At 59.3% G+C, this 24,545-nt stretch carries 19 protein-coding genes; 5 read left to right on the top strand and 14 right to left on the bottom strand.

Going from position 1 to position 24,545, the window contains the following annotated elements:
* Nucleotides 1-18 precede the first annotated feature (18 nt).
* Nucleotides 19-1,191 carry an MFS transporter gene (locus AB5Y97_RS09390; RefSeq protein WP_103251476.1) on the bottom strand — a complete coding sequence of 391 codons (1,173 nt, stop codon included), beginning with the start codon at nt 1,189-1,191 and terminating at the stop codon, nt 19-21.
* Between the two features lie 365 nt (nt 1,192-1,556).
* Between AB5Y97_RS09390 and AB5Y97_RS09395 the strand changes: the two genes are divergently transcribed.
* From AB5Y97_RS09395 to AB5Y97_RS09405, 3 genes are read left to right on the top strand one after another with little or no spacing between them, the layout of a single operon-like run.
* A complete protein-coding gene (locus tag AB5Y97_RS09395; RefSeq protein WP_103251488.1) occupies nt 1,557-2,477 on the top strand; it encodes a MoxR family ATPase in 921 nt (306 codons plus the stop codon).
* Nucleotides 2,477-3,472, top strand: coding sequence for a DUF58 domain-containing protein (locus AB5Y97_RS09400; RefSeq protein ID WP_103251475.1), 996 nt, complete (start codon nt 2,477-2,479; stop codon nt 3,470-3,472). Before AB5Y97_RS09395 ends, AB5Y97_RS09400 begins: the two co-directional genes overlap by 1 nt.
* Nucleotides 3,459-5,474, top strand: a complete 2,016-nt coding sequence (locus tag AB5Y97_RS09405; RefSeq protein WP_201945685.1) for a DUF3488 and transglutaminase-like domain-containing protein — start codon at nt 3,459-3,461, stop codon at nt 5,472-5,474. Before AB5Y97_RS09400 ends, AB5Y97_RS09405 begins: the two co-directional genes overlap by 14 nt.
* A 62-nt stretch (nt 5,475-5,536) precedes the next feature.
* Here the strand turns inward: AB5Y97_RS09405 and AB5Y97_RS09410 are convergent, their stop codons facing one another.
* Nucleotides 5,537-6,967 carry a sodium:alanine symporter family protein gene (locus AB5Y97_RS09410; RefSeq protein WP_013724018.1) on the bottom strand — a complete coding sequence of 477 codons (1,431 nt, stop codon included), beginning with the start codon at nt 6,965-6,967 and terminating at the stop codon, nt 5,537-5,539.
* 701 nt (nt 6,968-7,668) lie between these two features.
* Between AB5Y97_RS09410 and tal the strand changes: the two genes are divergently transcribed.
* On the top strand, nt 7,669-8,619 hold the full coding sequence (gene tal / locus AB5Y97_RS09415; RefSeq protein WP_005349780.1) for a transaldolase: 951 nt from the start codon (nt 7,669-7,671) through the stop codon (nt 8,617-8,619).
* A 160-nt stretch (nt 8,620-8,779) separates the two neighbouring features.
* On the top strand, nt 8,780-8,962 hold the full coding sequence (locus AB5Y97_RS09420; RefSeq protein ID WP_005338547.1) for a DUF3545 family protein: 183 nt from the start codon (nt 8,780-8,782) through the stop codon (nt 8,960-8,962).
* Between the two features lie 287 nt (nt 8,963-9,249).
* On the opposite strand, the gene accA is transcribed toward AB5Y97_RS09420, so the two are convergent.
* The 12 genes from accA to AB5Y97_RS09480 all read right to left on the bottom strand — a co-directional run bounded on the left by accA (nt 9,250) and on the right by AB5Y97_RS09480 (nt 24,518).
* Nucleotides 9,250-10,200 (bottom strand): acetyl-CoA carboxylase carboxyl transferase subunit alpha, encoded by a 951-nt coding sequence (accA, locus tag AB5Y97_RS09425; protein ID WP_005338549.1) that lies wholly within the window; start codon nt 10,198-10,200, stop codon nt 9,250-9,252.
* Between the two features lie 15 nt (nt 10,201-10,215).
* Complete coding sequence (gene dnaE / locus AB5Y97_RS09430; RefSeq protein WP_058057882.1) at nt 10,216-13,695, bottom strand: DNA polymerase III subunit alpha; 3,480 nt, start codon at nt 13,693-13,695, stop codon at nt 10,216-10,218.
* A 38-nt stretch (nt 13,696-13,733) separates the two neighbouring features.
* Entirely contained in the window at nt 13,734-14,324 is a 591-nt protein-coding gene (gene rnhB, locus AB5Y97_RS09435; protein ID WP_088869956.1) for a ribonuclease HII, read from the bottom strand.
* Nucleotides 14,325-14,443: 119 nt separating this feature from the next.
* Nucleotides 14,444-15,583 (bottom strand): lipid-A-disaccharide synthase, encoded by a 1,140-nt coding sequence (lpxB, locus tag AB5Y97_RS09440; RefSeq protein ID WP_088869957.1) that lies wholly within the window; start codon nt 15,581-15,583, stop codon nt 14,444-14,446.
* A complete protein-coding gene (gene lpxA, locus AB5Y97_RS09445) occupies nt 15,576-16,367 on the bottom strand; it encodes an acyl-ACP--UDP-N-acetylglucosamine O-acyltransferase (RefSeq protein WP_103251473.1) in 792 nt (263 codons plus the stop codon). The genes lpxB and lpxA overlap by 8 nt, the downstream gene beginning before the upstream one ends.
* 5 nt (nt 16,368-16,372) lie before the next feature.
* Entirely contained in the window at nt 16,373-16,834 is a 462-nt protein-coding gene (fabZ, locus tag AB5Y97_RS09450) for a 3-hydroxyacyl-ACP dehydratase FabZ (RefSeq protein ID WP_005338559.1), read from the bottom strand.
* Between the two features lie 24 nt (nt 16,835-16,858).
* Nucleotides 16,859-17,878 (bottom strand): UDP-3-O-(3-hydroxymyristoyl)glucosamine N-acyltransferase, encoded by a 1,020-nt coding sequence (gene lpxD, locus AB5Y97_RS09455; RefSeq protein WP_005338561.1) that lies wholly within the window; start codon nt 17,876-17,878, stop codon nt 16,859-16,861.
* A 3-nt stretch (nt 17,879-17,881) separates the two neighbouring features.
* Nucleotides 17,882-18,394: an OmpH family outer membrane protein gene (locus AB5Y97_RS09460; RefSeq protein WP_005338563.1), complete on the bottom strand. Its 513-nt coding sequence runs from the start codon at nt 18,392-18,394 to the stop codon at nt 17,882-17,884.
* A 149-nt stretch (nt 18,395-18,543) separates the two neighbouring features.
* On the bottom strand, nt 18,544-21,078 hold the full coding sequence (gene bamA / locus AB5Y97_RS09465) for an outer membrane protein assembly factor BamA (protein ID WP_368157693.1): 2,535 nt from the start codon (nt 21,076-21,078) through the stop codon (nt 18,544-18,546).
* Between the two features lie 34 nt (nt 21,079-21,112).
* Nucleotides 21,113-22,465, bottom strand: coding sequence for a sigma E protease regulator RseP (gene rseP / locus AB5Y97_RS09470; protein ID WP_005343787.1), 1,353 nt, complete (start codon nt 22,463-22,465; stop codon nt 21,113-21,115).
* Nucleotides 22,465-23,661 carry a 1-deoxy-D-xylulose-5-phosphate reductoisomerase gene (gene ispC, locus AB5Y97_RS09475; protein ID WP_368157695.1) on the bottom strand — a complete coding sequence of 399 codons (1,197 nt, stop codon included), beginning with the start codon at nt 23,659-23,661 and terminating at the stop codon, nt 22,465-22,467. Before ispC ends, rseP begins: the two co-directional genes overlap by 1 nt.
* Nucleotides 23,661-24,518 (bottom strand): phosphatidate cytidylyltransferase, encoded by an 858-nt coding sequence (locus AB5Y97_RS09480; RefSeq protein ID WP_026034918.1) that lies wholly within the window; start codon nt 24,516-24,518, stop codon nt 23,661-23,663. The genes ispC and AB5Y97_RS09480 overlap by 1 nt, the downstream gene beginning before the upstream one ends.
* Nucleotides 24,519-24,545 lie beyond the last annotated feature (27 nt).

A 24,545-nucleotide genomic window follows, 5' to 3' on the forward strand; every position in this document is an offset into this window, starting at 1 on the left:
ATCCCCTCTCATCTTCCATCAGCCCTGCGACCGCGCTTCACGAAGCGCGAGCCATGGTAACAGCCCTTTGACAGCCAGGTAACTGAGCAGTGCCAGCAGCAGAGCGCAGATCAGCATCTCGGACGGAGTAAAGCCGAGCTGGCCAAGCAACCAGATATAGAGGCCGGAGAGGCTGATCTGCATGATGCAGAGCACCGCGCTGGCGAACGCCACATTGTGTTGACAACCATCGAGCGCCTCCCCCATCGCCACCCCGAAGCCACAGGAGAAGCCGACACAGACCAGTGCAAATCCCGGCAGCAGCAGATGGATATCGCCCCCCGTCTGCCAGCTGCCGAACAGTGAGCACGCCGCCAGCAGATAGCAGAGATGAGACACCGCCAGCACTTTCTGTTTGCCCAACCAGCGCAACAGCAGGGGCGTCAGGAAGGAGGTGGACATACTCACGCCGGCCATCACCATCATCACGATGGAGTACTGCTCGGTAGTGAAGCCAAACTCCTTCATCAGGATCAGCGGCGAGACGCTGACATAGACCAGAATAGAGGTCACGCTGGCACTGGTCAGCAGGGATAGCAACATAAAGCGCGGGGAGCGCAGCAGGGCAAAGGGCAGCGCAGCACCACTCCCCGGTTGCCGAGCCGGACGGGTCTCCTTGAGCAGCAACAAGTTCACCAGACCGCTGATGGCCGCCACCAGCGCCATCGCCACGAAGATCCCGCGCCAGTCAAAATGGGACAGGATGAGGTAACCGAGCACCGGCGCCAGCACCGGGATCACGCAGATCACCCCGTTAATCATCGAGAGCGCCATCGCCAACCGCTCCTGACTCAGCACATCCCGCAGCACGGTAAAGGTCATGATATAGAGCGCCCCCGCCCCGACTCCCTGCCAGAAACGGCCGAAATAGAACTGGCCAATCCCCTCCGCATTGCCTGCCACCAGCGAGGCAAGGACAAAAATCAGCGCGCCCCCGAGCACCACCCAGCGCCGCCCGTAGCGATCGGCAATCATCCCCCCCAGCAGCACGGTGGCCGCCATACCGAACAGATAGATAGAGAAGGCGGTGTGGATCTGCGCCTCGCTCGCCTGCAGGGTATCGGCAATCTGGGGCACGGCGACCAGATAGAGATCGATCCCGACCGGATAGAGAATGATCATCAGAAAAGTGCACAACAGGAAAACAAGCATGGATGCTCCATAGCAGATTGGCGTGCCGATGCCTGCCAGATCACAGCGACAGGCGAACAGTGGCGGGGCCAAGGTGGTGACAAAGGTAGCAACACAGCGCGTCGCAATGGGGCAACTATATGGGTGCCCACCGCCCTCACCTAGTGAAGAGATGGCGATCGGTACATTCCAATCAGGAAATATTGTATTGAGCTGCGTGCCTGGGCGGCCATATTGAATCGAGCAGATTCTGCAATAAACCGGGTCACCTCCCGCTCATTGCCATCCCTGTGCTGCACTTTTACCGTCCGTCTGTTATCCGCCTTCGCCCTTGCGGGCGTATAAGCTGTAGGTGCGACGCAATACAGGGAATGTGTATGAAGGGAATGAAGAGAGAAGAGCAGATTGCTGGGCTGCTGGCGGCACTGGAGCAAGTCATTCTGGGCAAGCCGCTGCAACTGAAAATCGCGCTGGTGACCCTGCTGGCGCGCGGTCATCTGCTGATCGAGGATCTGCCCGGTATGGGCAAGACCACCCTGGCCCACGCGCTGGCACAGGTACTGGGGCTGGCATGCAGGCGGATGCAGTTCACCGCCGATCTGCTCCCCGCCGACCTGCTGGGGTTGCAGATCTTTGACCCCCAGCAGCAAACATTTCGCTTTCACCCCGGCCCCATCTTCACCCAGGTACTGCTGGCGGACGAGATCAACCGCGCCAGCCCCAAAGTACAAAGCGCCCTGCTGGAGGCGATGGCAGAGGGCAAGGTGAGCATTGAGGGGAATACGCATCCCCTCCCCGATCCGTTTTTCGTCATCGCCACCCAGAACCCGGCGGATCAGGCGGGCACCTATCCACTGCCGGAGTCCCAACTCGACCGCTTCGCCGTGCGACTCTCGCTGGGTTTTCCGCCACGAGAGGCGGAGCGCCAGCTACTGCGGGGCCACCAGCCGAGCAGCCCATTACCCGCCATGCTGGATGCTGCCGGACTCGCCACCTTGCAAAGCGAAGGGGATGCCATCCATGTTTCCGATGCCGCCCTCGATTACCTGCTGGCGCTGGTGCACCAGAGCCGCTTTGATGGGGATCTGCCACAGCCCCTCTCCCCCCGAGCAGCCCAGACCTTGCTGGCGGTGAGCCGGGCATGGGCACTGGTAGCCGGGCGGCGCTTTGTCACGGTGGAGGATGTGCAGGCAGTCTTCCCCTATGTGGCCGAGCATCGGCTGCGGGGCAGCTTTGGCGTACAGCACGGCGAAGCCTGTCCCCTGAGCCAGCGATTGCTGGCCAGGGTCGATCCGGACAATCCCTGATGAGCAAATTGCTAAACCGTTGGCAGCAGTGGCGAGCCCGATGGCAGCGACGCTGGCTCGACCGCCGCATTCCCCCGGCCCGCCAGATCACGCTGGGTACCCGCAGCCTCTTTATCCTCCCCACCCGCATGGGGCTGCTCTATCTGCTGGTACTGCTTGCCATCTATCTGCTCGGCACCAACTACCAGAACAATCTGGTACTGCTGGTGGCCTACTGCCTCGGCAGCCTGTTTATGGCAGCCATGTGGCTCACCCACCGCAACCTGCTGGGGCTGGAGCTGCTGGGTGGCCCGTTGGTGCTCGGGGAAGCGGGTAGCCAGCTTCCTATCCGTATCTTGGTGCAGAGCCCGCGCCTGGTACAGGCACTTCACTTTAGCCTCAACGAAGGCACCCTCTGGCGGGCACAGGTCGACGCTGTGCCCCGCACCTTGATCCTGCCAGTATCGGGCTCGCGCCGTGGACTACTGCCCCTTGGTCGATTGCGGGTCGAGAGCCGCTACCCTCTCGGCCTGTTTCGCTGCTGGTCCCTGCTGGACTTGCAGTTGGAGGGCTGGCTTTCTCCCAAACCAGCATTCGGCGCGTTAAGAGGGGAGCATGCGACCCAAAGCGAGGGGCATCAGGGCCAGCCCGCTCCGGCCACTCTCGGTGACTTTGATACCCTGCGGACACATCAGGCCGGTGAACCACTGAGCCGGGTCGCCTGGAAACAACTTGCCCAAGGGCGCGGCCTGCTGACCAAACAGTTCCATGAACCTCAGCAGGATGACACTCGCCTCACATTGCCGCGGGTCGCGGGCGGGGATCTGGAGCAGCGGCTGGCGGTGCTGGCCTGGTGGTGCGCCGATTACGGCAAGCGGGGCATCCCCTTTACCCTCACGCTGGCAAACCAGACGCTGGGGCCCGATAGCGGTGCCGCCTTTGTGCAGCGCTGCCTGCTGGCACTGGCCCAATTCGATGCAACACCACCGAAGAGCACGCCAGATGCTGCTCGATAACCGCCGCCTGCTACCACTCATCGCCCTGCAACAGCTGCTGCTGGTCGCGGCGCTCTGGCCCCAGTTGCAGCTCTGGGTAGTGGCAGTAGGCACCACCACCCTCGGCGTCCGGGCCATGATGCTGTGGCGCGGCTGGCCGCCCCTGCCTGCCCGCTGGTTGGCGCTGCTGGCCATCACCACTGTGCTGTTGCTGGGACTACAGTGGCGTGGCTTGGGCACCCTGCCTGCCCTTATCAATCTGCTCTGGCTCGGCTATAGCCTCAAGATGATCGAGGTACGGCGCGAGCGGGATATCGAGCTGGTGCTTCTGCTCGCCTTCTTTCTTATCGCGCTGGCGCTGGTGCAGCGACAGAGCATCGGCTGGACGGCCGGAATGACAGTAGCGCTCTGGCTGGCAGTGACCACGCTGGTGGCCGCCATCGCTCCCGAGCAGAAACGGCCTTGGCGCAGCGCGGGCGGCGCCCTGCTGCTGGCGCTTCCCCTGCTCATCACTCTGTTTCTGCTGCTGCCAAGGCTGCCGCCCCTCTGGCAGATGCCCACCACCAGCCGCGCCCTGTCGGGGCTCTCGGAAGAGCTGGCCCCCGGCGATATCAGCGAACTGGTCAACTCCTCGGAACTGGCGTTTCGGGTCACCTTTGCCGATGGCCCGCCCCCTGTCCGCGAGCGCTATTTTCCGGTGATGCGCCAAGAAGTTTTCGATGGTCAGCGCTGGTTGCTGAGCCCCGAGGTCAAAGCATGGCAGCAGACAGTGCCGGTGCAGACCGGGCTCACCCTTCTGGCATCCTCTTCACAAGCCAGTACTCAACTGGCAGATAACCCGTTGCCAGCCGGGAGCTACGAGGTGATCGCCGAGCCCCAGCGCCACCGCTGGGCCTTTGCTCTGAGTGAACCGCGCCTGCTGGCGGGTCCGGTGCTGCTAACCCCTCTAGACACCCTCTATCGACAGGGGAGCGGCGAGGTGGCGATCCGCTATCGCATTGGCCGCGGCGAAGCGCAGCCAGAGAACGACAGCCAAGCCGCCCAGCGCAACCTGCAACTGCCTGGCGGGGGCAACCCGAGAGCGCGAGCCTATGGTCAAGAGCTTGCGGCACGCTATCCGGATCGCAGCACGCTGGTCGCCGCCCTGCTCGAACAGTTTCGCAGCCAATCCTATTACTACACTCTGACCCCGCCACGACTTGGCAGTGACGGGGTAGATACATTTCTGTTCGATACCAAGCAGGGCTTTTGTGGCCACTACGCCATGGCGACCGCTTTCGTACTGCGCGCTGCCGGTATTCCGGCACGGCTGGTCACCGGTTATCTCGGCGGCGAGTTGAATCCCAGAGGCAACTATCTGGCGGTACACCAGTTCGATGCTCACGCCTGGGTGGAGTATCTCGATGAAGGAGGAACATGGCGGCGAATCGACCCCACAGCGGCAGTGGCGCCGGAGCGCATTGAAGGCGGCGTGAGGGAGGCGCTGAGCGACGAGTTTACCGCCGCCGACCCCCTCGCTTTGCAGCGTTATCGCAACTGGGCTCTGCTCAATCAGCTGCGCTGGTGGGGCAACAATATCGACTACCAGTGGAGTCGCTGGGTGATTGGTTACGATGCGGGCCAGCTCTGGCAACAAATCAGTCTGCGCTGGCCTGCACTGGCGGGGCACACACCCTGGTTGATCCTCGCCAGCCTGATGCTGGTCGCTCTGCTGGTGAGCCTGCCCCTGCTGTTGCCCGCCCGCCTGCCGCCAGAGCGGCGTATCTGGCAACCCCTGCTCAAACGGGGCAAACGCAGTGGCTACCCACCCCAGCCCGCCGAGAGCATGGGGACATGGTGCGAGCGGCTGGCTCGGCTGCGTCCCGACCTTGCCCATCCCCTGCTAAAGAGTGCGTGGCTCTATCGTCGCTGGCGTTATGCCCCCCTCAACGACCGGCAACAAGGGCGCTGCTGGCGCCAGTTGCAACGGCGTGTCAGACAGCTCGCCCAGCGCTGGGATCAACAGCCAACGAGTGCGCGATAAAAGAAGGGGGAGCCACCGGCTCCCCCTTCAGGTTTTAATCAAGAGGTCTGACTCACCGCTTGTTATTTTTTGGTCGGATTGTCCCAGATCCCCTCTTCCAGCTGGGAGCGGATCTCGGGGTATTTGTTGGCATCGAAGGTAGGCACCTTGCCCAGCCGGAGCTGGTCGTTGTAATCCTTGGCCAGCTTGATGGCAACGCTGGAGAGCAGCAGGATCGCCACCAGGTTGACGATGGCCATCAGACCCATGGAGACATCCGCCATGGCCCACACGATCGGCAACTCACCCACGGCGCCGAACATCACCATCCCCAGCACGAACACCCGGAACAGCATCAGGCCACCCTTGTGGTTGTGCTCGAGGAACACCAGATTGGTCTCGGCATAGGAGTAGTTCGCCACGATAGAGGTGAAGGCGAAGAAGAAGATGGCCGCCGCGATAAAGATGTTGCCACCGCTGCCAATCTGGGAGGAGAGCGCCCGCTGGGTCAGCTCGACACCGGTCACGCCGGAACCCGGCTCGAACTGACCGGACATCAGGATGATGGCGGCGGTACAGCTGCAGATGACGATGGTGTCCATAAAGACCCCCAGCATCTGCACATAACCCTGGGAGGCCGGGTGCGGCGGATAGGGAGTGGCAGTCGCCGCAGCGTTGGGCGCAGAGCCCATGCCCGCTTCGTTGGAGAAGAGACCACGCTTGATACCGTTGATCATCGCCTGGGAGATGGCATAACCGAGCGCACCCGAGCCAGCCTGCTCAATCCCGAAGGCGGACTTGATGATCAGCATGAAGACATGAGGCAACTCGGTGATGTTCATCGCCACGATCACCAGCGCCAGCAGGATGTAGGCCAGCGCCATAAAGGGCACCACCAGCTCGGCAAAACGGGCAATGCCACGAATGCCACCGAAGATAATCAGGCCGGAGAGCGCCACCAGCGCCAGACCGCTGACCCAGTCAGGAATGCCAAACGCCACCTTCATCGCCAGACTGATGGAGTTGGCCTGCACCGCGTTGAACACCAGGCCAAATGCCAGGATCAGGCAGAGCGAGAAGACCACCCCCATCCAGCGCATGCCAAGGCCTTTCTCCATGTAGTAGGCCGGGCCACCACGGTAGTTGCCATCCTCATCCTTGACCTTGTAGAGCTGGGCAAGGGTGCTTTCGACGAAGGCTGTCGCCATGCCGATAAAAGCGATCAACCACATCCAAAAGATGGCGCCGGGGCCACCCAGATAGATGGCGACAGCCACACCGGCCAGGTTGCCGGTGCCGACACGGGCGGCAAGGCTGGTACAGAGGGCCTGGAAGGAGGAGATGCCTGCGTTGTCCGATTTACGGCTGTTTTTCAGCACGGAAAACATGTGGCCAAAGTGACGGATCTGGATAAAACCCAGGCGGAAGGTGAAAAAGATACCGACCCCGATGAGCAGGTAGATGAGCACGGCTCCCCACATCAGGTCGTTTAGCATCGCAATCAAGGTGTCCATAATTCTCTCGTTGTTATTCACATCCATGGCCAGTCTGCGCTGACCGTTTTCTGTCTGTCGTTTAATTAGCGTTTCGCTAAAGGGGCGGAATCTAGCACAGCGGGAGAGCCCGGAATAGTGATCCCGGTCACGCGAGACACAAAAAACGAACGGTAAAAGCCCATAAAGCTCCATTTAAATCGCAAACTTTCAACAAACTCAATAATTCAATCAGACAGGCCACCATTAAGCCCCATAAGAGAACCATTTTGATATATCCCTGATGAGCTATGCGAAAACGCAAACGCTTGTATGAAATGGCTTTCAAACGGAGACATTTCGCCAAACGTTTTCGCTGTAATTAAATTTCAAGTACGTAGCGAGATAATTTATGTGATCGACGACACAAATATAGATATTGGCTAAAAAAGTTCAGCTGAAAGCAAACCGGAGCGAGGTCGGGAGGAAATGTAAAAAACCTTACTAATCATATAGTTTCAAGCCATAAAACGGGATGACTCAACAGCCTGAATGTTTAACAACCAAGCGCCCCTATTGCAGGATGCAGCACATCAGTATTAATTAGGCAGGCAATGACGATGGGCCGCCCCCATCGCGCTTTTCTGAGCCTGAGGCACCAAGATCCTGTAATTTTATTTCAGAACCACCGTCTCAAGCCCGCAACCCAGGGATTACTCCCTCATTAAGAGATGATATTCGCTATGGCCGATAAATTAACCCAGCTGAAAGCCCTGACCACTGTTGTTGCCGACACCGGTGATATCGAAGCCATCAAACGCTATCAGCCCATCGATGCCACCACCAACCCCTCTCTGGTTCTGAAGGCCTCCGAGATCCCCGAGTACGCTCCGCTGATCGAAGACGCCATCAAGTGGGCCAAAGCCCAGAGCCAGGACAAGGCACAGCAAATCATCGACGCGGGCGACAAGCTGGCCGTCAATATCGGTCTGGAAGTGCTGAAGATCGTTCCGGGCCGTATCTCCACCGAAGTGGATGCCCGTCTTTCCTTCGATACCGAAGCCAGCATCGCCAAGGCCCGCAAACTGATCCGTCTCTACAACGAAGCCGGCATCAGCAACGACCGCATTCTGATCAAGCTGGCCTCCACCTGGGAAGGGATCCGTGCCGCTGAAGTACTGGAGAAAGAGGGTATACAGTGCAACCTGACCCTGCTGTTCTCCTTCGCCCAGGCCCGCGCCTGTGCCGAAGCCGGCGCCTTCCTGATCTCCCCGTTCGTGGGCCGCATCCTCGACTGGTACAAAGCCAAAAATGGCCGTGATTACACCGCCAGCGAAGATCCGGGCGTGGTCTCCGTTACCTCCATCTACAACTACTACAAGCAGCACGACTACCCGACCGTGGTCATGGGCGCCAGCTTCCGCAATACCGGCGAGATCCTGGAGCTGGCAGGCTGCGACCGTCTGACCATTGGCCCGGCCCTGCTGGAAGAGTTGAGCAAGACTGAAGGCGCCGTGGTACGCAAGCTGGACTACACCGGTGAGCGCAAAGCCAAGCCGACCCCGATGACCGAGGCCGAATTCCGCTGGGAACTGAACCAGGACGCCATGGCTCACGAGAAGCTGGGCGAAGGCATCCGCATGTTCGCCATCGACCAGGGCAAGCTGGAAACCATGCTGGCAAGCCGCCTGTAATCGGTTCTTTTTTCTGATAAAAACCGGGCCCCTAACAAGGGGCCCGGTTTTTTTTCATGGGCTTTTTTAGCGCTGTCATAGAGTCGTCACGAAAACGTTTTAATTTCAGATTCGTTATGTTATACGGGTGGTGAAAACGATAAAAACCAAGGAGGGAGCCATGGAAATGTTCAACTTCGATTATGACGAGGTGGTTGAACTCGGTTCGCGTAGCCGCGGGACAACGGGAAAAAAACGTAAATGGCGTGAAATCGAGGCGTTGAAAGACAAACATCGCCTGCAGAAGGAGCTGCAATCCATCGATATCGCCTATGAAGGTCTTACAGACGAGATTGAACTGTAATACCGCCAGACACCTGTAAAAGCGCTCCGCACAGCCGGGGCGCTTTTTTATGCCGCAATCGGATGATCAAGCGGCTTGTCGTGCCATCGCCAGCAATGCCAAAGGATACTGTTGGCTACTGACAGCCCTCACCAACAGCGTGGCATACCAACCCTGCCCCTCACCCGCGAAGAGTGAGCCGCGCCGTTTCAGGGCGTGTTGGGGCACTCACCTGCATGGCAGATCAACCGCAATAAAAAGCCCCCGTCGCTGACGGGGGCCTGAATACTCGGGGGTGACGGCTGCGCTTAGCAGTACCCGTAGCCCAGCAGACGCTGGTAGCGCTGCTCCAGCAGTTGCTCGGTATCGAGCGGACGCAGAGCGTCCAGATCCTGCTTGATGCGAGCCTTGAGGTTTTTGGCCATCTTCTCCACATCGCGGTGGGCACCGCCGAGGGGCTCGTCGATCACGTGGTCGATCAGCTTGAGCTCCTTCAGACGCTGGGCAGTGATACCCATCGCTTCGGCAGCTACGGAGGCCTTGTCAGCGCTCTTCCACAGGATGGAGGCACACCCTTCCGGCGAGATGACGGAGTAGGTGGAGTACTGCAGCATGTTGACGCGGTCGCCCACGCCGATAGCCAGTGCGCCGCCGGAGCCACCCTCACCGATCACGGTGCAGACCACGGGTACGGTCAGACCGGCCATCACTTTCAGGTTGCGGGCAATCGCCTCGGACTGGCCACGCTCTTCGGCACCGACGCCAGGGTAAGCGCCCGGGGTGTCGATAAAGGTGATGATCGGCATCTTGAAGCGCTCGGCCATCTCCATCAGACGCAGGGCCTTGCGGTACCCTTCCGGACGCGGCATACCGAAGTTGCGCTTGATCTTCTCTTTGGTCTCGCGACCCTTCTGGTGACCAATCACCATCACCGGCTCACCGTCGAGACGGGCGATCCCGCCGACGATAGCCTTGTCATCGGCATAGGCGCGATCGCCAGCCAACTCGTCGAAATCGGTGAAGATATGCTCGATATAGTCAAAGGTGTAAGGGCGCTGGGGATGACGCGCCATCTGGGATACCTGCCAGGCACCCAGATCACCGAAGATCTTCTTGGTCAGCTCTTCGTTTTTCTTCTCCAGCCGGCGGATCTCGTCTTTCAGATCCACGGCGTGATTGCCTTCACTCACATGTTTGAGTTCATCAATCTGCGCCTGCAACTCGGCAATCGGCTGTTCAAAATCCAGAAAAAGACTCATAGGGCCTTAGAACCTCTAATCAAAAACCAATTCAACCCGCTCTCGTCCAAGCAGGACTCGCAAGTCATCTATCAGTTGATCGGTGGGCGTCACCCGCCACTCGGTACCGAGCGTCAATCGCACCCGGGAGCCGGGGCGACGATAGTTTACCTGAACCGGACAGACTCCGGCACGGGCGGGCTCCAAAATCTCGCACAAACGCGGGAAAAAGCGATCATCAATCCGCTGTTCATCGAGGGAGATGCGGATTGCTCTGGCAAAACGCTCCCTCGCATCGTTGATATCCAGTAATTCTCGAGCCGACATTTTAAGGCCACCGGAGAAGTCATCAAAGCTGACCTGTCCAGAAACCACCAAAATGCGGTCTTTTTGCATCAATTCTTCATATTTTTCCAGCGCTTCACTGAACAGGGTCACATCGAGGCGACCGGAACGGTCGTCCAGAGTGAAGATCCCCATCTTGTTGCCACGCTTGGTCACCATGCTGCGGGCCGCAATCACCAGCCCCGCCGCCGTGGTTACGGTATCCCGGGAGGTGGGATGCAGATCGCACAGGCGACCCGAGGTATAACGACGCAATTCGCTGCTGTACTGGTTGATGGGGTGGCCGGTGAGATAGAGCCCGAGGGTCTCGCGCTCCCCTTCCAGCCACACCTTGTCAGGCCAGTGCGGCACGTTGGCAAACGCCTTCTTGACGTCGTCAATCTCTTCGGTGAGCACGCCGAACATGTCGACCTGCCCCACCGCCTGCGCCTTGGCGTGCTGCTCGGCGGCACGCATCGCCTCCTCCAGGGTCGCCATCAGGGCGGCACGGTGGGGGCCGAGCCGATCCATGGCGCCGGAGAGGATCAACTTCTCCATCACCCGCTTGTTGAGCTTCTTGATATCGACCCGGTTGCAGAAGTCGAACAGATCGCGGAACGGGCCGTCCTGATCCCGGGCGCTCAAGATCGCATCGATGGGGCCTTCACCGACCCCTTTCACCGCCCCGATCCCGTAGACGATATGACCATCTTCGTTGACCGAGAAGCGATAGCGGCCGGTGTTCACATCCGGCGGGATCACGGTCAGCCCCATCCGCTGGCACTCGTCCACCAGGGTCACGATCTTGTCGGTGTTGTCCATATCGGCGGTCATCACCGCCGCCATGAACTCGGCCGGGAAGTGGGTCTTGAGCCAGAGGGTCTGGTAGGAGACCAGCGCATAGGCGGCGGAGTGGGATTTGTTGAAGCCGTAGCCCGCAAACTTCTCCACCAGATCGAAGATCTTCATCGCCAATTCGCCGTCGACGCCATTCTTGACGGCACCCTCCTCGAAACCGGCTCGCTGCTTGGCCATCTCCTCGGGCTTTTTCTTACCCATCGCCCGGCGCAGCATGTCCGCGCCACCCAGGGTATAGCCCGCCAGGGTCTGGGCGATCTGCATCACCTGCTCCTGATAGAGGATGATGCCGTAGGTCGGTTCCAGAATCGGTTTCAGGCTCTCGTGCTGCCACTTTTCATCCGGATAAGAGATCGCTTCATTACCGTGTTTGCGGTCGATGAAGTTATCCACCATGCCTGACTGGAGCGGGCCCGGTCGGAACAGGGCCACCAGTGCGATCATGTCTTCGAAGCAGTCGGGACGCAGTCGCTTGATGAGATCCTTCATGCCGCGGGATTCGAGCTGGAATACCGCTGTGGTCTCGTAGCGCTGCAGCAGGTCAAACGACTTCTTGTCATCGATGGGGATGGCGGCAATGTCCACCGGCGGCTTGCCCTCTTTGGCAAGACGCGGGTTTATCATGCCGAGCGCCCAGTCGATGATGGTGAGGGTCCGCAGACCCAGGAAGTCGAACTTCACCAGACCCGCGTATTCCACGTCGTTCTTGTCGAACTGGGTGACCGGGTGGTGGCCCTCGTCATCGCAATAGAGCGGCGCAAAGTCGGTGATCTTGGTGGGTGCGATCACCACGCCACCGGCGTGTTTACCGGCGTTGCGCACTACCCCTTCCAAGCGGCGGGCCATGTCGATGAGGTCTTTGACCTCCTCATCCTGCTCGTAGAGCTCGGGCAGCTTGGGCTCGGCCTCGAATGCCTTGGCGAGCGTCATACCCGGATCCGGCGGGATCAGCTTGGAGATACGATCCACAAAGCCGTAGGCATGGCCCAGCACCCGGCCCACGTCCCGCACCACTGCCTTGGCCGCCATGCTACCGAAGGTGATGATCTGGGAGACCGCATCCCGGCCATACATGTCGGAGACGTGCTCGATCACCTCATCCCGTCGATCCATGCAGAAGTCGACGTCGAAGTCGGGCATAGATACCCGCTCGGGGTTCAGGAAACGTTCGAACAGCAGGTCAAATTCCAGCGGGTCGAGGTCGGTGATCTTGAGGGCGTAGGCCACCAGAGATCCGGCCCCCGAGCCCCGGCCCGGACCAACGGGAATGCCGTTGTCCTTGGACCACTGGATAAACTCCATCACGATGAGGAAGTAACCCGGGAAGCCCATCTGGTTGATCACTTTCAGCTCGACATCGAGACGCTCGTCATACTCGGGACGTCGCTCGGCCCGCACCGCCGGATCCGGGAACAGAAACTCGAGACGCTCCTCCAGACCCTCTTTCGACTTGGCCACCAGAAAATCTTCGGTGGTCATGTCGCCGGTCGGGAAGTTGGGCAGGAAATATTCGCCGAGACGCACCGTCACGTTGCAGCGCTTGGCGATCTCCACCGTGTTTTCCAGCGCTTCGGGAATGTCGGCAAACAGCTCCGCCATCTCCTCCTGACTGCGCAGGTACTGCTGGGGGCTGTAGCGACGGGGGCGGCGCTTGTCCATCAGGGTATAGCCATCGTGGATGGCGACCCGGATTTCGTGGGCGTCGAAATCATCGGCGTTGAGGAACACCACCTCGTTGGTGGCGACCACCGGCAGCGCGAACTCGGTGGCAATCGCCACCGCCATGTGCAGGTAGACCTCTTCGTCGGGTCGACCGGTACGCAGCAGTTCGAGGTAGTAGGCATCGGGGAAGTGGGTCTGATAGAAGGCGACGCACTGCTCGGTCATCTGCCGGTTGCCCTTGAGCAGGAACTTGCCCACATCCCCCTCGCGGCCGCCGGAGAGGACGATCACCCCCTTGGCATGCTCGGCGAGCCAGCTCTTGTCGATAACCGGCCGCCCTTGCACGTGGCCGCGCTGGTAACCGCGGGAAATAAGCAGGGTGATGTTCTGGTAGCCGTCGTTATCCATGGCGAGCAGGGTGAGACGGAACTGCTCGTCGCCGAGCTCATCGCTCTGCACCCAGAAGTCGGCACCGACGATGGGTTTGATCCCCTTGCCGTGGGCGGCGCCATAGAAGCGCACCAGACCACACATGTTCATCTGATCGGTCAGCGCCAGCGCCGGCATGTTGTTGGCCGCAGCCGCCCCGACGATGGGGTTGATCTTCTGCAGGCCATCGACCATTGAGAAGTCGGAGTGGACTCGCAGGTGGATAAAACGGGGGTCAGCCATCGTCATCTCCTCTCGCTGCTCAAACTAAATGGCATGGTCTACTCGATCCCCAGTGCGCGGCGCACCGGTTTGAAGCTCTTGCGATATTCGGGCAACGGGCCACGCTCGGCCAGAATGGCGAGGTGCTCGGCGGTCGGATAGCCCTTGTGGCGGGCAAAACCATACTCGGGATGGCGACTGTCCAGCTCGGTCATCTCCGCATCGCGGGTCACCTTGGCGAGGATAGAAGCGGCACTGATGGCGGCCACCAGGCTATCGCCCTTGACCACGGCGCGCGCGTCCATCGGCAATGCCGGGCAACGGTTGCCATCGATAAAGACCAGCTCGGGGGTGACCTTCAGTCCCGCCACGGCGCGCTGCATCGCCAGCATGGTGGCATGCAGGATGTTGAGTTCGTCGATCTCCTCTGGAGTGGCGCGACCGATGGCCCAGGCGAGCGCCTTCTCTTTGATCTCGTCAAACAGGGCGAGGCGCTTCTTCTCGGAGAGCTTCTTGGAGTCGTTGAGCCCCGCGATCGGATTGGCGGGATCGAGAATGACAGCAGCGGTGACCACGTCACCCACCAGGGGGCCACGGCCCACTTCGTCCACACCGGCAACCAGCTTGTCGTCAGGAATATCGATCATCATCTTGTAGCCTTGAATCAAAACAGGCCCCGTGGGGCCTGACAGGGGTCGACTGGCGCGGCATCACCGCTCGGAAAACGGATTAACGGGCTGCGCGGCGCAATCGACGGTCCGAAATAGCGTTATCTGCCGAGCAGATCCGCCACCGCATCGGCGGCCTGCGAGTCGGCATTGCAGCGGATCAGCTGGTGCAGCTCGGTGAAGGTGTTGACCAGCGCACTGTTGTCGTGCTCGAAGTACTTGCTCACCTCTTCCACCAGATTCTCCGGGGTGCACTCGTGCTGGATGAGTTCCGGCACCAGCATGCGACCGGCGAGCAGGTTGGGCAGAGAGACAAATTCGGTCTTTACCAGTCGCTGGGCCAGCCAATAGCTGAAGGGCTTGAGCTTGTAGCCCACCACCATCGGCTTTTTCACCAGCATGGCTTCGAGCGCCGCGGTGCCGGAGGCCAGCATCACCACGTCGGCGGCGATCATCGCCTCGCGCCCCTGCCCTTCCAGCAACACCATCTCGAGATCCGGTGCCACTTCAGCCTTGATGGCCATGAATTGCTCACGCCGTTTCTGGTTGACCAGCGGCACGATAAAACCGAGATCCGGATAGCGCACCGTCAGGTGTTTGCACGCTTCGAGAAACAGAGGGGACATAAAGCCCACTTCCGCCGTGCGGCTGCCCGGCAGTACCGCCAACCAGCGGCGGTTGGCATCGATACCCAGCTTGCGACGCACGGCAGCCTGATCCGGCACCAGCGGAATGTCATCCGCCATGGTGTGGCCAACAAAACGACAAGGGGCCTCGAAACGGTCGTAGAAAGCTTTCTCGAACGGCAGGAAGGCGAGCACCATGTCGGTAGCGGCCTTGATCTTGTGAATGCGGTTCTGGCGCCAGGCCCACACCGAGGGGCTGACATAGTGAACCGTCTTGATACCGGCGCGGCGCAGTTTCAGCTCCACTCCGATATTGAAATCCGGTGCATCCACGCCGATGAAGATATCGGGCGGATTGGCAATAAAGTGGTGCAGCAGTTCGCGACGAACCTTGAGGATGCGCGGCAGACGGCCCAGCACCTCGGTGATCCCCATGACGGAGAGCTCTTCCATCTCGAACAAGGCCTTGACGCCGAGGGCCTGCATCCGCGGCCCGGCGATCCCTTCGAACTGCGCATCCGGGTAGCGGGCTTGCAGCTCGCGCACCAGACCGGCAGCCAGAATGTCACCGGAGACCTCTCCGGCGACGATACCGATACGAACCGGATCAGGCACGGATGATCCCGCGCTCGTTATCTTTGAGGAAGTCCACATAGAGCTGGACAGCCGGTTCGGCTTGCGCCATCTCAATCAGCACCGGCAGCACCTCTTCGATGGTCTTGCCAGAGCGGAAGATCTCTTTGTAGGCACGCTTGACGGCAGAGATGGCCTCGGCGCTGAAACCGCGGCGACGCAGACCTTCGGAGTTGACCCCGAACGGTTTGGCGTAGTTGCCGGCGGCCATCACGTAAGGCGGCACGTCCTTGTTCAGGGCTGCGCAGCCACCGACGAAGGCGTGGGAACCGACGCGGCCGAACTGGTGAATGGCGGAGAGACCACCGAAGATCACGAAGTCACCGATCACCACGTGGCCCGCCAGGGTCGCGTTGTTGGCGAAGATGCAGTTGTCACCGATGATGCAGTCGTGGGCAACGTGAACGTTGACCATGAACAGGTTACCGCTGCCCACCTTGGTCAGGCTCTGATCCTGAATGGTGCCACGGTGGAAGGTGCAGTTCTCGCGAATGACGTTGTTGTCGCCGATCTCGAGGAAGGTGCGCTCACCGGCGTACTTCTTGTCCTGGCAATCCTCACCGATGGAGGTGTGCTGGAAGATCTTGTTGCCGCGACCAATCTTGGTAGGGCCCTTGATCACCACATGGGAACCTACCCAGGTGTTGTCACCGATTTCCACCTCGGCGCCGATGACAGAAAAGGGGCCGATTTCAACCCCTTTACCGATCACGGCAGACTTATGGACGATGGCAGTATCGTGAATGATGGCAGTCTGGTCGATCACGTGTGTTAAACCTCGCGTTTGGCGCACATCAGCTCGGCGGTACAGACCACTTCACCGTCGACGGTGGCGACACCGGTGAACTTGGCAATACCGCGACGCTCTTTCAGGAACTCCACGTCCAGCACCAGTTGGTCACCGGGGCCGACCGGGCGCTTGAAGCGAGCGTTGTCGATTGAGGCAAAATAGTAGAGTTCGTTGGGAGACGGCTTGCCCACCATGGTAAAGGCCAGGATACCGGTGGCCTGTGCCATCGCTTCCAGGATCAGTACGCCAGGAAACACCGGCTTGGCCGGGAAGTGCCCCTGGAAGATCGGCTCGTTGAACGAGACGTTCTTGATGGCGCGCAGAGTTTTGCGCTCATCGCTGATCTCGTAGTCGTCTACACGATCCACCATCAGAAACGGATAACGGTGGGGCAGCAGATCCATGATTTCCTGGATACCCAGGCTCTTCTTTTCAGTAGTCAAAACAGTACCCTATACCAATCGTGATTATTCTTGATCCAGCTTCTTCTCAAGCTTGCTTAACCGCTTGTGCATCTCTTCGATACGCATCACCCGGGCGGCGGTCTTGCGCCACTCTTTATTGGTTTGCAGAGGGATGCCGGAAGAGTAGACACCGGGCTCGGTAATGGGTCGCATAACCATGGCCATACCGGTAACGGTGGCCTGGTCGCAGATCTCCATATGCCCGTTAAAGACGGAAGCACCGCCAATGATACAGTATTTGCCGACCTTGAGACTACCAGCCATCACGGTAGAGCCCGCCACGGCGGTGCCGTAACCGATCTCCACGTTGTGGGCGATCTGGCACTGGTTGTCGATGATGACGTTGTCAGCGATGCGGGTATCTTCCAGCGCACCGCGGTCAATGGTGGTACAGGCACCGATCTCGACCCGGTTGCCAATGGTCACACCGCCGAGCTGGGGGATCTTGATCCACTCGCCACGCTCGTTGGCATAACCGAAACCATCGGCGCCGATCACTGTGCCGGATTGAACCAGACAGTCGGTGCCCATGGTCACATTGTGATAGAGGGTGACGTTGGCCCATAGCCGGGAGCGGGCTCCCAGCCGAGTATTTTTGCCAACAAAACAGCCCGGGCCAATGCGTACATCGTCACCCAGCACGACGCCGGATTCGATCACTGCATTGGCGCCGATGGCCACTCTCTCGCCCAGTTGCACGTCAGCCGCGATAACGGCGCTCGGATGAATATCCGTGGCCGGCTGCGGGGTAGTGTCCAGCAGTTGGGCTACCCGGGCAAAGCCCACATAGGGGTCTTTGAGCACCAGGGCATTGGTGGGACAAAATGGCAGATCCGCTTCTGTAATGAGCACGGCGGTCGCCTTGCTCTGCTCCAGATAGTGCCGGTACTTTTTGTTGGACAGGAAGGTGATATCCCCCTCCCCGGCCTTTTCCAGTGTCGCTACCTTGCGGATTTCCAGGGTTCCGTCGCCATGGACCTGGGCCCCCAGTTGCTGGGCCAACTGTGCGAGAGTGAATGCCATCAATTAGTTGCTCTTGCTTACCTGAGAAATAACCTGGCCGGAGATGTCCAGCTTGCTGGCGGCATACGGGGCGGCATTGCGCTCCAGCACCAGATCGTAACCATTGCTCTTGGCGATGGAATCGATGGCAGCCTGCACCTTGGTCAGGATCTTGTTGCGCTCTTCGGACTGACGGCGACCGTTGTCCTGCTCAAAGGCTTGACGCTTCTGGTTGAACTCCATCTGCAGCTTGGCCAGCTTCTCCTGGTTCTGCTTCTTCTGCTCGGCGCTCATGAAGGCTTCATCCTTGCGGAACTTCTCGACCAGCTTCTGGCCTTCCTGTTCCAGCTTCTGCAGCTCACGCATACGCGGCTCGAATTCACCTTTCAGCTTGGCTGCAACGGCTTCACGCTGGGGCAGCTTTTGGAAGACTTCGCCCATATCCACCACGGCGATCTTGGTCTCAGCGAAGGCAGAACCCATGCCGGCAGCCATCAGTGCAAAGCTCAAACCAGCTACTTTCAACGCTTTATTCACACTTACTCCTTGTTCCCTCATGGCGAGGGCTACCTGATTTACCCGATTATGCAAGCGGCGTTAGGACCGTCTTGTTACCTGGTGAGGCACGCATACCGCGCGTCCCATCATTGAAGACCCCCACCGCATGGGTGGGGGCGAAACTCTGCTTAGAAAGTACGACCGATGTTGAAGGAGAAGAACTCGGTGCGATCCCCTTCGTATTTCTTGATCGGCTTGGCCAGGGCGAACACCAGCGGACCCATCGGCGAGAGCCACTGCAGGGAGACACCGGCAGAGACCCGGATATTGCCCGGGCTGGAGTAGTCCTGGCTCAAGTAATTGCAATTAGAACTGGCGGCACAAGGATATGCCCCGTTGGCAAAATCAGTGCTCCAGACAGTACCTGCATCGACAAATGCGGTGGTACGGATCTGCGGACGATAAGTCTCGGAGACGAACGGGGTCGGGAAGACCAATTCAAATGACGCAACGGCTAAGGCATTCCCCCCTACAGAGGTATCGGAACCTTCGTACAAGCAAGAACCGTCAGCATTTGTCTGACAGGTCGGACTTTGCCCAGCAACACTTGGCTTGTTATAGACCTTGTAGACCGCCTTAGGACCAATGGTATTGCTCTTGAAGCCCCGTACCGTATCGAAACCACCGGCATAGTAGTTCTCGAAGAACGGCAGCATGGGATCATCACCATAGCCATTACCGTAGGAGATACGCCCCTTGCCGATCATCACCCAGCTATGATCCGCATCGAGCGGGAAATAATGGGCATCTTCGGCAGAGAGCTTGTAGTACTGCAGCTCCATGCCCGGCACAGTCACCTTGGCGTTGACACGCTGACGCTCACCGGCGGTCGGGAACATCCCCTTGTTCAGGGTGGAGCGGGTCCAGCCAGCGGTCAGATCGACGGTCACGAAGTCAAGGTTGGCGCCATCCTGTGAGTAGATATTCCAGAACTGATCCATCTGCACCGACTGGCGATTATCGTTCCACTGGTTCCAGCAATAGTCAGTATTATTCTCATTTTCCTTCAAACACTGCGCATAATTCTGGGCATTAAAAGACGGACGGCTCAGCTTGGTGCTCTCGATACCGGTACTGAAGTCGAGACGGTTGAACTCGTTGACCGGGAAGCCGCTGGAGAGACGGAAACCGATGGTTTCATTCTCGTAATCGACGATATCGGCATCATCGGCGCGGAACTGGTTGTAGTAGACCCGACCACCCAAGCTGACACCATCCACGGTGAAGTAGGGGTCGTTGTAGCTCAGGTCAACGTTCTTGGAGTAGTCGTTGGTGCTGGCATTGATGGAGACCTTTTTACCGGTACCCATAAAGTTGTCCTGGGAGATCCCCGCCTGCAGGCTCAGACCCGATTCGGTACCGTAACCGATACCGGCGTTGATGGAGCCTGCTGGCTGCTCCTTGACCTTGAAGTCGAGGTCAACCAGATCATCGTTGCCCGGCACCCGCTTGGTGTCCACTTCGACGCTCTCGAAGTAGCCAAGGCGGTTGAGACGGCTCTTGGACTGCTCGATGTTGTCGGAGGAGAGCCAGGTGCCCTCCATCTGGCGCATTTCGCGACGCAGTACCTGATCTTCGGTGGTGGCGTTACCGCTGAAGTTGATATTGCGCACATAGACACGGGGGCCCGGTTCAACGTTGACGATCAGCTCCACTTCCTTGGTCTTGTCATTGATCTGCGGGAAGGTGACTACTTTCGGATAGGCATAACCGTAACGACCGAGGAACTTGGAGAGCACCTCTTCGGTATGAGTCACCTGACTGGCAGAGTAGGTGCTGCCGGCAGCGATCGGGATCAACCCCTTCATCTCGCCACCGCGATCGATCAGGTCACCCTTGAGCTGGACACCGGAGACCTTGTACTGATCCCCTTCCTTGATGTTGAGGGTGACATAGACGCCCTTCTTGTCGGGGGTCATGGAGACCTGGGTAGACTCTTGCTGGAAGCGGATATAGCCGCGGTCCATGTAGTAAGAGCGCAGGGTCTCGATATCACCGGCCAGTTTCTGCTTCTGATAGCGCTGATCGGCGGTGAAGTTCCACCAGGGCACTTCGTCGCGCAGGGAGAGCTGGGCAATCAGCTTCTCTTCAGGGAAGACGCTGTTGCCGACGATGTTGATCTGCTGGATCTTGGCCGCTTCCCCTTCCACGAAGGTGAACTTGAGGTCGACCCGGTTGCGCGGCAACGGGGTGACGATCGCCTTGACCTTGGCGGAGTATTTACCCACGCCATAGTAGAAATCTTCCAGTCCCTTCTCGAGGGAGGTGAGCACGGTACGATCCAGCGGATCGCCCACACGGATACCGGAGGACTCCAGACTCTGGGTCAGTTGCTCCTCTTTGATATCCTTGTTGCCGGCAAACTCGATGCTGGAGATGGTCGGACGCTCCTTGACCATCACCTGCAGCACCTGGCCATCACGGTAAACCTTCACATCCTCGAAGTTACCCGAGGCATAGAGCTTTTTGATGGCGCTGGCCAGAGCCACGGAGTCGACGGTATCACCGACCCGGATCGGCAGGTTCAACAGTGCGGCACCCAGGGTCACCCGTTGCAAACCGTCGACCTGGATATCTTGCACCACAAAAGAGGCAGGGGCCGCCTGGGCCAGGAAACTGGCACCCAGCAGGCAACTCAACACCAATGCTTTTTTAACAGCCATTTTGTTCTTATGTGTCCTTGTTGATGCTCTGGCCTCAGAGGCGAGCGAAATCGTTAAACAGCGCAATGCCCATCAATAACATCAGAATGGCGGCACCGATCCTGAAACCCACTTCCTGTATTTTCTCTGAGACCGGCTTGCCGGTGACTGCTTCGATAAGGAAATAGACCAGATGGCCACCGTCCAGCACCGGTAGGGGAAACAAATTGATGATCCCCAGGTTGACGCTGATCAGCGCCAGAAAACTCAAGAAATAGACCAGACCATAGTCGGCACTGCTACCAGCACCCTTGGCTATCGAGATAGGGCCGCTCAGGTTGTCTAGCGACACTATGCCAGCTACCAGCTTGCCGATCATGTCAAAGGTGAGCGTGATCAGGCTCCAGGTCTTGTCGGCCCCCTGCCACAGCGCTTGCAAAGGCCCATACTGTAACAGAATTCGATATTCATCCGGTAATGGAACCAGTTGCGGCGAGAGACCGACGAATCCAACCAGCTTACCCTGCACCTTGCGACTATCCGGGGTCAGAGTCACGTTGAGATCACTGTTGTTGCGCTCAACCACCACTTGCAGAGGTTCGCCCGGTGCCTGCTGCACCAGCTCGACAAACTGGGTCCAGGCGGTGATTGGCTGATCGCCGACCTGTTTGATACGGTCACCAACCTGCAGCCCCGCCTTTTCACTGGCACTCTTGGCCACCACGGCAGCCACGACTGGCAGCACTTTACCACTCAGGGGAACGATCCCCAGACTCCCGATGGGCGACTCTTTATCCGGATCGAAGGTCCAGCCGGTCAGCGACAAGGTTTTGTCAGTGGCATAGCTGGTATTGGGCGCTTGCACCTTGAGGGTGACTGCATCGTCACCCAAATGGCTGATAAGGGCGTAGGTGACGCTTTCCCAGTCACCAGTCTGTTCATCGCCGACCCCGACAATCTCCATCCCGGGCAGCACACCCGCCTCGGCCACGATGGATGCCGGACGCACTTCACCTATCACCGGCTTGACGCTTGGCACCCCGATGATAAACATCAACCAGAGGGCAACCAGAGCAAACACGAAGTTGGCCATGGGACCGGCAGCCACGATTGCCATCCGCGCCCAGACACTCTTGTGATTGAAAGCGTACTGCTCGTCACCGGGCTTGAGCTCGTCCACCCGGCCGTCCAGCATCTTGACGTAACCGCCGAGGGGGATCAGGGCCAGCACGTACTCGGTGCCATCCTTGCCCATCCGGCGCCAGATGGCCTTGCCAAAACCGATGGAGAAACGCTCAACCTTGACGCCACAACGACGGGCCACCCAGAAGTGGCCAAACTCGTGCACTGCGACCAGCAGGCCCAGCGCAACGACAAAGGCGCCGATATTCCACAACACACCACCCATCAGCCAAGCTCCTCAATCAAAGTGTGAGCACGGGCTCTTGCCGCACCGTCCAGGGCAAACAGATCATCGAGCGAGCCGACGGCGCTGCTCTCCAGCGCCAGCATCACAGCCTCGTTGATCCGGGCAATATCCATAAAGCCGATGCGCCCGGCCAGGAAGGCGGCAACCGCCTCCTCGTTGGCTGCATTGAGCGCAGTGGTCGCCGCTTGTCCCTTCTGGCAGGCATTGATGGCCAGCGCCAGACAGGGGTAGCGTTCGTAATCAGGCCGGATAAAGCTGAACTCTCCGACACTGAAGAAATCCAAAGGTTCCACACTGGAGGGGATGCGATTGGGATAAGCCAGCGCATGAGCGATGGGGGTACACATATCCGGATTGCCAAGCTGAGCCAGCACGGAGCCATCCTTGTACTGCACCATGGAATGGATCACCGACTGCGGGTGGATCACCACCTGGATCTGCTCGGGCGCCGCATTGAACAGCCAGCGCGCCTCAATGTACTCCAGCCCCTTGTTGATCATGGTGGCGGAGTCGACCGAAATCTTGGCCCCCATCGACCAGTTGGGATGAGCGATGGCCTGCGCCGGCGTCACCTTCGCCAGCTCGCTGATCTCGGTGTAACGGAACGGGCCGCCGGAACCGGTCAGCAAAATCTTGCTGATCCCCGCCGCCGCCAGATCGCAAAAACCGGGCTGGCGCTGCACGGCGGTCGGCAGACACTGGAAGATGGCATTGTGTTCGCTGTCGATAGGCAGCAGCTCGGCGCCATGCTCGCGCACGGCTTCCATGAAGAAAGCACCGGACATCACCAGCGCCTCCTTGTTGGCCAGCAAAATACGCTTGCCGGCACGTACCGCAGCCATGGTCGGGGCCAGACCGGCCGCACCGACGATGGCGGCCATCACGCTATGGGTGTCGGGGTGAGCGGCCACATCGCAAAGGGCTGCTGCACCAGACATGACCCGGGTCGCACTGCCATGCGCTTTCAGACGGGCAGCCAGCTCACGGGCGGCCTCCTCATCGACCATCACGGCAAAACGGGGGGAGAATTCGAGGCAGTCCCGCAACATTGCATCCACGTTGCGGGCGGCGGTCAACGCCAACACTTGCCAACTGCCCGGGTTATGGCGCAGCACTTTCAAGGTACTCTGACCGATGGAGCCGGAGGCCCCCAGAATAACCAGTGACTTGTGCATCAAAACTCCTGACTGAGTAGCAGATAACTGAGCAGAAACACCGGCAGGGCGGCGGTCAGGCTGTCAATCCGGTCGAGAATGCCGCCATGACCCGGCAGCAGAGTGCCGGAGTCCTTGATGCCTGCTTCGCGCTTGAACATGCTCTCGGTCAGATCGCCGAGCACAGAGGCCAGCACCGCCAGCAGAGAGCAAAACAGCACGGTGATCATCTTGGCAGGAACAAATCCCATCGACCAGGTAACGCCGATGGCCAGCAGGCTGGCGGTAAAGAGGCCGCCACACATTCCTTCGATGGTTTTGCCCGGACTCACAGCCGGTGCCAGCTTGTGCTTACCGAACGCCTTGCCGAAAAAATACGCGCCAGAATCTGCCGCCCAGACCAGTCCCATCACGAACAACAGGATCCAGGCGCCCATCATGGGGTCATGGTAAAAGTTGTAACCACGGATGGCGACCAGCGACCAGAAGAAAGGAACCAGGGTCACCAGACCAAACAGCGACTTGAGCCAGATAGACTCTTTCCACAGCTTGGCGCTTTGGGGATAGCGCAGCACCAGCAGCAGACCCAGCAGCCACCAGCTTACCGCGGTCCAGAGCACGCCCATCACGAGGGGGTGCAGATGGGGCGTCCAGAGTTGCTCTACCGGCAGCCAAAAGAGGCTGGCACCGAGCAACAGACAAAATACGATGGGTAACCATTGCTGCGGAGCAGCAGAGACAAACCCACTCCATTCGCGACTGGCCAACAAAAACACCAGCGCAGCCAACAGGGCAAAAAATTTCAATGGCAGAAAGAAGAGCGCCCCCAACACCAGGGGGATCAACATCAAAGCAGTAATAATTCGTTGTTTTAGCAAAAGAAACCTCTCTCTTGGGAGCGGGGT

It is taken from the genome of Aeromonas sp. R10-2 (genome assembly GCF_040908445.1).
Lineage (GTDB): Bacteria > Pseudomonadota > Gammaproteobacteria > Enterobacterales > Aeromonadaceae > Aeromonas > Aeromonas veronii.

Excerpts from the sequence above, each read along its gene's own strand:
- AB5Y97_RS09390 (WP_103251476.1), bottom strand. The coding sequence starts at position 1,191 with ATGCTTGTTTTCCTGTTGTGCACTTTTCTGATGATCATTCTCTATCCG.
- AB5Y97_RS09395 (WP_103251488.1), top strand. The coding sequence starts at position 1,557 with ATGAAGAGAGAAGAGCAGATTGCTGGGCTGCTGGCGGCACTGGAGCAA.
- AB5Y97_RS09400 (WP_103251475.1), top strand. The coding sequence starts at position 2,477 with ATGAGCAAATTGCTAAACCGTTGGCAGCAGTGGCGAGCCCGATGGCAG.
- AB5Y97_RS09405 (WP_201945685.1), top strand. The coding sequence starts at position 3,459 with ATGCTGCTCGATAACCGCCGCCTGCTACCACTCATCGCCCTGCAACAG.
- AB5Y97_RS09410 (WP_013724018.1), bottom strand. The coding sequence starts at position 6,967 with ATGGACACCTTGATTGCGATGCTAAACGACCTGATGTGGGGAGCCGTG.
- tal (WP_005349780.1), top strand. The coding sequence starts at position 7,669 with ATGGCCGATAAATTAACCCAGCTGAAAGCCCTGACCACTGTTGTTGCC.
- AB5Y97_RS09420 (WP_005338547.1), top strand. The coding sequence starts at position 8,780 with ATGGAAATGTTCAACTTCGATTATGACGAGGTGGTTGAACTCGGTTCG.
- accA (WP_005338549.1), bottom strand. The coding sequence starts at position 10,200 with ATGAGTCTTTTTCTGGATTTTGAACAGCCGATTGCCGAGTTGCAGGCG.
- dnaE (WP_058057882.1), bottom strand. The coding sequence starts at position 13,695 with ATGGCTGACCCCCGTTTTATCCACCTGCGAGTCCACTCCGACTTCTCA.
- rnhB (WP_088869956.1), bottom strand. The coding sequence starts at position 14,324 with ATGATGATCGATATTCCTGACGACAAGCTGGTTGCCGGTGTGGACGAA.
- lpxD (WP_005338561.1), bottom strand. The coding sequence starts at position 17,878 with ATGGCATTCACTCTCGCACAGTTGGCCCAGCAACTGGGGGCCCAGGTC.
- bamA (WP_368157693.1), bottom strand. The coding sequence starts at position 21,078 with ATGGCTGTTAAAAAAGCATTGGTGTTGAGTTGCCTGCTGGGTGCCAGT.
- rseP (WP_005343787.1), bottom strand. The coding sequence starts at position 22,465 with ATGGGTGGTGTGTTGTGGAATATCGGCGCCTTTGTCGTTGCGCTGGGC.
- ispC (WP_368157695.1), bottom strand. The coding sequence starts at position 23,661 with ATGCACAAGTCACTGGTTATTCTGGGGGCCTCCGGCTCCATCGGTCAG.